This is a genomic window from Geobacter sp. PheSNFMC (genome assembly GCF_059620965.1).
Genome location: NZ_JCAMRN010000105.1, coordinates 1 through 7457 on the forward strand (window position 1 = coordinate 1; position 7457 = coordinate 7457).

Below are 7457 nucleotides of genomic sequence, written 5' to 3' on the forward strand. Positions count from 1 at the left end.
CGACAGGCTGTCATACGTGAGCAAACGCCCCGTCAGCAATTCTCCGACTCCCAGCAGGTGCTTCAATGCCTCTGTCGCCTGCAACGAGCCAATCACCCCTGGTAATACCCCCAAAACTCCGGCGCGGGAACAACTGGTCGCTATCTCTGGCGGGGGCTCTTCCTCGAAGAGGCATCGATAGCATGGCGATCTGTGGGGATGAACCGTCATGGTCTGCCCCGTGTAGCGCAGGATCCCGCCGTGCGAGAAGGGAGTGCCCGCATGGACGCATGCATCGTTGATCAGGAACTTTGAGGCAAAGTTGTCGGTGGCATCGATGACAAAGTCATAGTCTGCAAGGATGGTCCGGAGAGTTGCCTCGTCTACTCTTACCGGGTACGTGCGGACCTGGACGTCTGGGTTCAGTTCATGCACGGCGTCACGGGCTGATTCGACTTTGAGGCGGTCTATACCGGCAGTAGAGTGAAGGATCTGGCGCTGGAGATTGGAGAGTTCAACCCGGTCCGAATCGGCGATTCCGATGGTTCCGACGCCGGCGGCTGCCAGGTAATAGGCCGCCGGTGAGCCGAGGCCGCCTGCGCCAATGATGAGCACCTTACCGGTAAGGAGTTTTTCTTGTCCCTCCGGGCCGACTCCTTCCAGAATGAGATGCCGAGCATATCGCTCCTGTTGGGTACTTGTGAGCATACGGTCACCTTGAATGTGATGTAAAAAAAGCCCCACCCGTTCAGAGGTGGGGCCTTGAGTGCTGACGAAGCGGTCAGGCCGGTCGCGTCTCTGCAATAATGGGGACAAGGTATGACTTTATCTTGCGGAGAGCGGCCTCTTCGATTTGGCGAACCCGCTCGCGGGAGATCGAGAAGCGATCAGCGATATCTTGAAGGGTGAGCGGAGAATCCGCTGTCACTCGCTGCTCGATGATAAAGCGCTCCTTCTCGTTGAGCTTGTCGAGAGCTCCGGCAATATGCTGCTTGAGCAGTTCGGACTCCTGAAGCTCAGCCAGGGAGTCCTCCTGGTTCTGCCGCTCGTCGGCCAGTGTTTCGAGGATGGTGAGCCCGTCGCCGTCCTTGATTTCTGCGTCGAGGTAAAAGTCGCCGCGCATCCTCTGGTCCATTTCTAGAATCTCGGATTCTTTTACGTGGAGCGAGGCAGCCGTTGCTTCGATGTCGTCCGTACCCGTGAGTCCCTTGATCGCGTTTTTGGCTTGATTCAATTTGAAGAACAGTTTTTTTTGTGCCTGGGTCGTGCCTATCTTCAGAAGGCTCCATGCCGAAATGATGTGGTTCTGAATATATGCGCGAATCCACCAGACCGCATAGGAGATGAGACGTATCCCTTTGTATGGATTGAATTTGCGCACTGCCATCATCAGGCCGATGTTGCCTTCCTGAATGAGGTCGAGCATTTTCAAACCATAGGAGCGATACTCGAAGGCAACCTTGACAACGAACCGAAGATTCGAGGTGATGAGGGTATGGGCTGCCTCCAGATCTTTCTCCTCGTAAAATTTAACCGCAAACCGGTATTCCTCATCGGGAGTGAGGACGGGAAATTTTCTGAGTTCTCTCAGGTAGACGGTCAGGCTGTCCGCAACAACAGGCAAGCTCATTGACATGTAACGCGCCTCCCAGGGTGATTATTTTAGCACTCAGTGTGCCCGAGTGCTAATAATGTAACAAGGAGGGTGCCAAAAATCAAGCTGGTAGCGACCCATTTCTCTTTCTATGCGTGATATTCCCGTTGGTGAACGATGGGGTGCTGGATGCCTCCGGTGGAAATGCCGTGAGCGATCAGCCTCATGGCTGACAGCGCAAAACATCTTGCCGCGCCTGGGATGCTGTGATAAACCGATTTATATAAACTGAGCCGACGCTTGGCGCCGGCTAACGGAGGTCCTGAGGATGGAAATCAGAGTTGCACCACTTCCCGCTGAGCAGAAGAAGCAAAAGGCCACCGACGAAACAGCTCTTGGCTTTGGTCGTCTATTTACCGACCGGATGCTTGTTGCCGAATGGAAGGTCGGGCAGGGCTGGGTCGATGCGCGCATTGAGCCCTATGCTCCGTTTTCGCTGGATCCTGCCTGTGCGGTATTTCACTATGCCCAGGAAATTTTCGAGGGACTCAAGGCCTATAAGTGGTCCGATGGTTCCATTGCGCTTTTCCGCCCCGAAATGAATGCCCGGCGCTTCAACCATTCTGCGGAAAGGCTCTGCATGCCCGAGGTGCCGGAAGATCTCTTCGTCGGCGGCATCGAGCAACTGGTGGCACTCGAGCGTGACTGGATTCCGGCGTCTGAGGGAACCTCCCTGTATATCCGCCCCACCATGATAGCCGTGGAGCCGGTACTTGGCGTAAAGCCTTCCGACCATTACTACTTCTATGTGATTCTGTCGCCGGTGGGAGCTTACTATGCTGCGGGATTCAACCCGGTAAAGATCATGGTGGAAGACACGTATGTGCGCGCCGTGCCCGGCGGCACCGGTGAAGCCAAGACCGGCGGCAACTACGCATCGTCGCTCAAGGCCGGCCTCGAAGCGAAGAAGAAGGGATTCGACCAAGTCCTCTGGCTCGACGGCGTCCACCGCCGCTATATCGAAGAGGTGGGGGCCATGAACATGCTGTTTGCCTACGGCAAGACCATAGTCACCTCTCCTCTCACGGGCACCATTCTGAACGGCATAACCCGCGATTCGGTTCTGAAGCTGGCCGCGAGCCGCGGTTACACCATCGAAGAGCGGTTGATCGACGTGAACGATCTCATGGCCGATATCCGAGCCGGCAAGGTGACCGAGGCCTTTGGCAGCGGCACTGCCGCTGTCGTCAGCCCCGTCGGCATCCTGGCGTATAAGGACGAGAGCGTGACTGTGGGCGACGGTGGCGTCGGGCCGATCACCCGGGAACTCTATGATGCTCTCACCGGCATCCAGACGGGTCGAATCCCCGACACCTTCGGCTGGATCCGCAAGATTTCCTGATTGTGCCAGGGAAGGCGGAGGGCGGCGGTAACGCGCCTTCCGCCTTTTCATAACATTCATGTTGCCATGGCGAATGAGGAGATTGCTCCGGACACCCCAGCAAAGGTCACCATGAAACGGAAGCCCGAAGCCAACAAGCTCTGTCTTTCCTGTCGCCGCCCGTGCAAGCAGGCCGCCGCGGTCGTCATCTCCTCCTGCCCCCGCTACTATCCCGGCCCCAAGATCAAGCGGGAGAACTGGAAGCAGTTGGAGTTCGATCTCATTTCTTCCCTCTAGCGTTCCATGTGGCGGGTTCCTGCTCGAAGCTGCCGCCCTTGTAGTCACTGCCGGCAGGGCGGCCTCTTGACAGGGCTTGGCTCTGCCCGCGTCGCCGCGCCTTGGCGATGGCCACGATCCCCCGCAATTCCTTCGCAGGACTAACCGTACGGGATACGAGCGGTCTCTCGGCTTTCTCCCCTGAAAACCCTTCCTTCCCTTCCTTGACATCCTCCCGGTGCGTGCCTATGTTTTTCCTGAAGCAGGAAAGGAGAGCGCCCAATGATCAGACCCGAGAAAATGACCATAAAGACCCAGGAGGCCCTGGCCGGAGCCCAGCAACTGGCCGCACGCCAGGGTAACGGCTCCATCGAGCCGGAGCACCTTCTGGTCTCGCTCCTTGAGCAGGAAGGGGGGCTCATTGCCCCGATCATCCAGAAAGTGGGAGGGGCGCCGGCCGCGCTGCGGAGCACGGTGGATGCGCTGGTGAAAAAGCTTCCCCAGGTGAGCGGGGCCACGGCCCAGGCCTATCTTTCGCCTGCTCTCAACCGGATACTCGATGCGGCCCAGCGTGAAGCCGATGCCATGAAGGATGAATTCGTTTCCACCGAGCATCTTCTCCTCGGCTTCTTTGCCGAGCGGCAGTGCGCGGCTGCCCGGGCGCTCCTTGATGCCGGAGTCAGTCGGGATAACGTTCTGGCGGCCCTGGTGGAGATTCGCGGCGGCGAGCGGGTTACCGACCAGAATCCCGAGGATACCTATCAGGCCTTGACCAAGTATGCCCGCGATCTGACCGACCTGGCCCGTCAGGGAAAGCTGGATCCGGTTATCGGCCGCGACGACGAGATCCGGCGGGTGCTCCAGGTGTTGTCGCGGAGGACAAAGAACAATCCGGTCCTGATCGGCGAGCCCGGGGTGGGCAAGACCGCCATCGTGGAGGGGCTTGCCCAGCGGATCGTCTCCGGTGATGTGCCCGAGACCCTCAAGGATAAACGGCTCGCTGCCCTCGACATGGGGGCGCTCATTGCCGGTGCCAAGTATCGCGGCGAATTCGAGGAGCGCCTCAAGGCGGTCATCAAGGAGGTTGCCAAGTCCGAGGGCAGGGTCATCCTGTTTATCGACGAGCTTCACACCCTGGTCGGGGCCGGTGCAGCCGAGGGGGCAATGGATGCGTCCAACATGCTCAAGCCGGCGCTTGCCCGGGGAGAGCTCCACTGCATCGGCGCCACGACGCTCAATGAATATCGCAAGTACATCGAGAAGGATGCGGCCCTTGAGCGGCGGTTCCAGCAGGTCTATACCGGCGAACCGTCGGTGGAGGACACTATCGCGATCCTGCGAGGGCTCAAGGAAAAGTACGAGAACTATCACGGCATCCGGATCAAGGACAGCGCCATCGTCGCGGCCGCTACCCTGTCGGACCGCTACATCACCGACCGCTTTCTCCCCGACAAGGCAATCGACCTTATCGATGAGGCTGCCTCGCGCTTGAGGATAGAAATCGATTCCATGCCCACGGAAATCGATGAGGTGGAGCGGAGAATCATTCAGCTGGAGATCGAAAAACAGGCCCTGCTGCGGGAGAGCCAGGATCCCCACGCCCAGGAGCGGCTGAAAAAACTCGCCGACGAACTGGAGGAGCTCAAGGCCAAGTCGGCCGAGCTCAAGGGACACTGGCAGCGGGAAAAGGACATCATCGGCCGGGTAAGCTCGCTCAGGCAGCGCCTCGAAGAGAAAAGGGAAGAGGCGAAGAAAGCCGAGCGTGAAGGCAACTTGGCCCGGACGGCCGAGATCCGCTACGGCGAGATCCCGGCCATCGAGAGGGAGATCGACGACAGAAGTGCGGAGTTGGAGGATATCCGCAAGGAAGGAAAGATGCTGCCGGAAGAGGTGGATGGCGAGCTGGTGGCCGAGATTGTCGCCCGGTGGACCGGCATTCCGGTTTCCCGCATGATGGAAGGCGAGGCGGACAAGCTGGTGCACATGGAGGACCGGCTGAAAACCCGAGTCGTCGGCCAGGATGAGGCACTCGTGCTGGTGGCAAACGCCATTCGCCGGGCCCGGTCCGGTCTCTCGGACCCCAACCGGCCCATCGGCTCGTTCCTGTTTCTGGGGCCCACCGGCGTCGGCAAGACCGAAACCGCCAAGGCCCTGGCGGAGTTCCTGTTCAACGACGACCAGGCCATCGTTCGCATCGACATGAGCGAATACCAGGAAAAGCACACCGTTGCCCGGCTCATCGGCGCCCCGCCGGGCTACGTGGGATACGAAGAGGGGGGGCAGCTTACCGAGGCGGTCAGACGGCGACCCTATTCCATCGTCCTCTTCGACGAGATCGAGAAGGCACATCCGGAGGTTTTCAACGTGCTCCTTCAGGTACTGGACGACGGGCGGCTCACCGACGGACAGGGGCGCACGGTCGACTTCCGCAACACGGTCATCATCATGACGAGCAACCTTGGTTCCCAATGGATTCAGCAGTACGGTTCCAGTGACTACGCGCGCATGAAGGCCATGGTCACCGAGACGCTCAAGGAGGGATTCAAGCCCGAATTCCTCAACCGGATCGACGAGGTCGTGATCTACCACGCGCTTCCCCTTGAGCAGATCAAGAAGATCGTCACTATCCAACTGGAATACCTGAAGCGGCGGCTCGCTGACCGGCACATCTCCCTTGAAATGAGCGACAAGGCCCGGGAATACCTGAGCCGCGAGGGATATGACCCGGCTTACGGCGCCCGGCCCCTCAAGCGGACGATCCAGCGGAAGATTCAGGACCCGCTGGCCCTGGCACTCCTGGAGGGAAAATTCCAGGAGGGGGATACGGTCAGGGTCGACCTTTCCGTGTCAGGAGAAGAGCTTGTCATCACAAAGAAATAGCATTGCCACCGATTATGGCGTGTCGGCGGGCTTCGTTCCTGAAGCCCGCTTTTTTTGTTTCCGGGAACTGTGTAAGGCGTTACTATGGTCGGTATCTGATTCGGCGAGGTGATGAGCGTGGCCGCACGACGGATATGCAGGGCGGCAGGGATCTTTGCGGCAGTCGTTGTTCTGCTTTCCGTGAGTCGGCCGGTGGTGGCAGGCGGCGCCGGAGAGGGGGGCGGTGAGGGGTATGCCGCCCTGCGGCAGCGTGTGGTTCAACGCTTTGCCGGACGGATGCCGACCCAGTGGGGGGAGGCGGTTACTGGTGTCATTACGCATCTTCGGCCTGGCAAGAGGGAGGTCGCCCTTACCCTGGACGCCTGCGGAACCGCCCGGGGCAAAGGGATCGACAACCGCCTCATCGCCTTGCTGGAACGGGAGGGAATCCCGGCAACCCTGTTCGTCAGCGGCCGCTGGATCGAGGCGAATCCCGGCGAGTTCAGGCGACTGGCCGCGAACCCCCTGTTCGAGATCGCCAATCATGGCGACCGGCATCGCCCCGCCTCGGTAGTGGGACGGTCGGCCTACGGCATCGCCGGCACGGCCGGCATCGCCGAACTGGTTGACGAAATTGAGCTCAATGCCCGGCGCATCCAGGATGTGACCGGTCGGAGACCCGGGTTCTTCCGTTCCGGGACCGCCTACTATGACGAGGTTGCCGTGGAGGTCGCCGGTGTTCTGGGGCACCGAGTGGCTGGCTTTTCGATTCTAGGGGATGCCGGGGCAACCTTCTCTTCCGAGCAGGTCCGGCAGGCATTGCTGGCAGTCGCTCCCGGCGATGTGGTCATTCTCCATATGAACCATCCGGAGGGCGGAACCGCCGCCGGCGTTGAGGCTGCGCTCCCCCTGCTGCGGGCCAGGGGGGTGCGGTTCGTGACCCTCTCGGAAGGCACGGGTGACTGAGGCGGTTTCTCCTTGTGTTGACCGTACGTTTGTTTTACAAAAAACTTTTCATTTCCCCACAGGCGGAGACGACATGAAGAAACTGACGCTCAAGGCCCCGGCCAAGGTCAATTACCGCCTCGATGTTCTGAGGCGGCGCCCCGACGGCTACCATGACCTGCGGATGATCATGCAGCGGATAGATCTCTGTGACGTCATAGAGATTTGCCTTTCGGACAAACCCGGTATCCGCGTTGTCTGCGGACGGAACGGGGTGCCCGACGGCCCCGGCAACATTGCCTGGCGTGCCGCTGACGCCCTGCTCGCCCTGTCCGCCGACAAGCCAGGTATTGATATTGCCATAACCAAAAGGATCCCGGTGGCGGCCGGTCTCGGTGGCGGAAGCAGTGACGCGGCGACGGT

The 7457-nt window shown here is 59.9% G+C and carries 7 protein-coding genes; 5 read left to right on the forward strand and 2 right to left on the reverse strand.

Features of this window, described 5'->3' with window-relative positions; translation table 11 throughout:
* Both AC6CDK_RS17210 and rpoH read right to left on the reverse strand, forming a co-directional pair.
* The coding region (locus AC6CDK_RS17210) for a HesA/MoeB/ThiF family protein (RefSeq protein WP_496639934.1) at window positions 1–687 on the reverse strand (687 nt) is incomplete at its 3' end.
* A gap of 73 nt (window positions 688–760) precedes the next feature.
* The gene (gene rpoH, locus AC6CDK_RS17215) at window positions 761–1615 is read right to left on the reverse strand and encodes an RNA polymerase sigma factor RpoH (RefSeq protein WP_192905588.1); all 855 of its coding nucleotides are present in this window, start codon (window positions 1613–1615) and stop codon (window positions 761–763) included.
* Between the two features lie 286 nt (window positions 1616–1901).
* Between rpoH and AC6CDK_RS17220 the strand changes: the two genes are divergently transcribed.
* The 5 genes from AC6CDK_RS17220 to AC6CDK_RS17240 all read left to right on the forward strand — a co-directional run.
* Complete coding sequence (locus AC6CDK_RS17220) at window positions 1902–2975, forward strand: branched-chain amino acid aminotransferase (protein ID WP_039642974.1); 1074 nt, start codon at window positions 1902–1904, stop codon at window positions 2973–2975.
* Window positions 2976–3086: 111 nt separating this feature from the next.
* Complete coding sequence (locus AC6CDK_RS17225) at window positions 3087–3251, forward strand: hypothetical protein (RefSeq protein ID WP_052269366.1); 165 nt, start codon at window positions 3087–3089, stop codon at window positions 3249–3251.
* Window positions 3252–3512: 261 nt separating this feature from the next.
* Window positions 3513–6110: an ATP-dependent chaperone ClpB gene (clpB, locus tag AC6CDK_RS17230; protein ID WP_192905587.1), complete on the forward strand. Its 2598-nt coding sequence runs from the start codon at window positions 3513–3515 to the stop codon at window positions 6108–6110.
* 111 nt (window positions 6111–6221) lie between these two features.
* Window positions 6222–7055, forward strand: a complete 834-nt coding sequence (locus tag AC6CDK_RS17235; protein ID WP_237560672.1) for a polysaccharide deacetylase family protein — start codon at window positions 6222–6224, stop codon at window positions 7053–7055.
* Window positions 7056–7128: 73 nt separating this feature from the next.
* A partial coding sequence (locus AC6CDK_RS17240) for a 4-(cytidine 5'-diphospho)-2-C-methyl-D-erythritol kinase (protein ID WP_496639935.1) occupies window positions 7129–7457 on the forward strand: 329 nt, incomplete at its 3' end.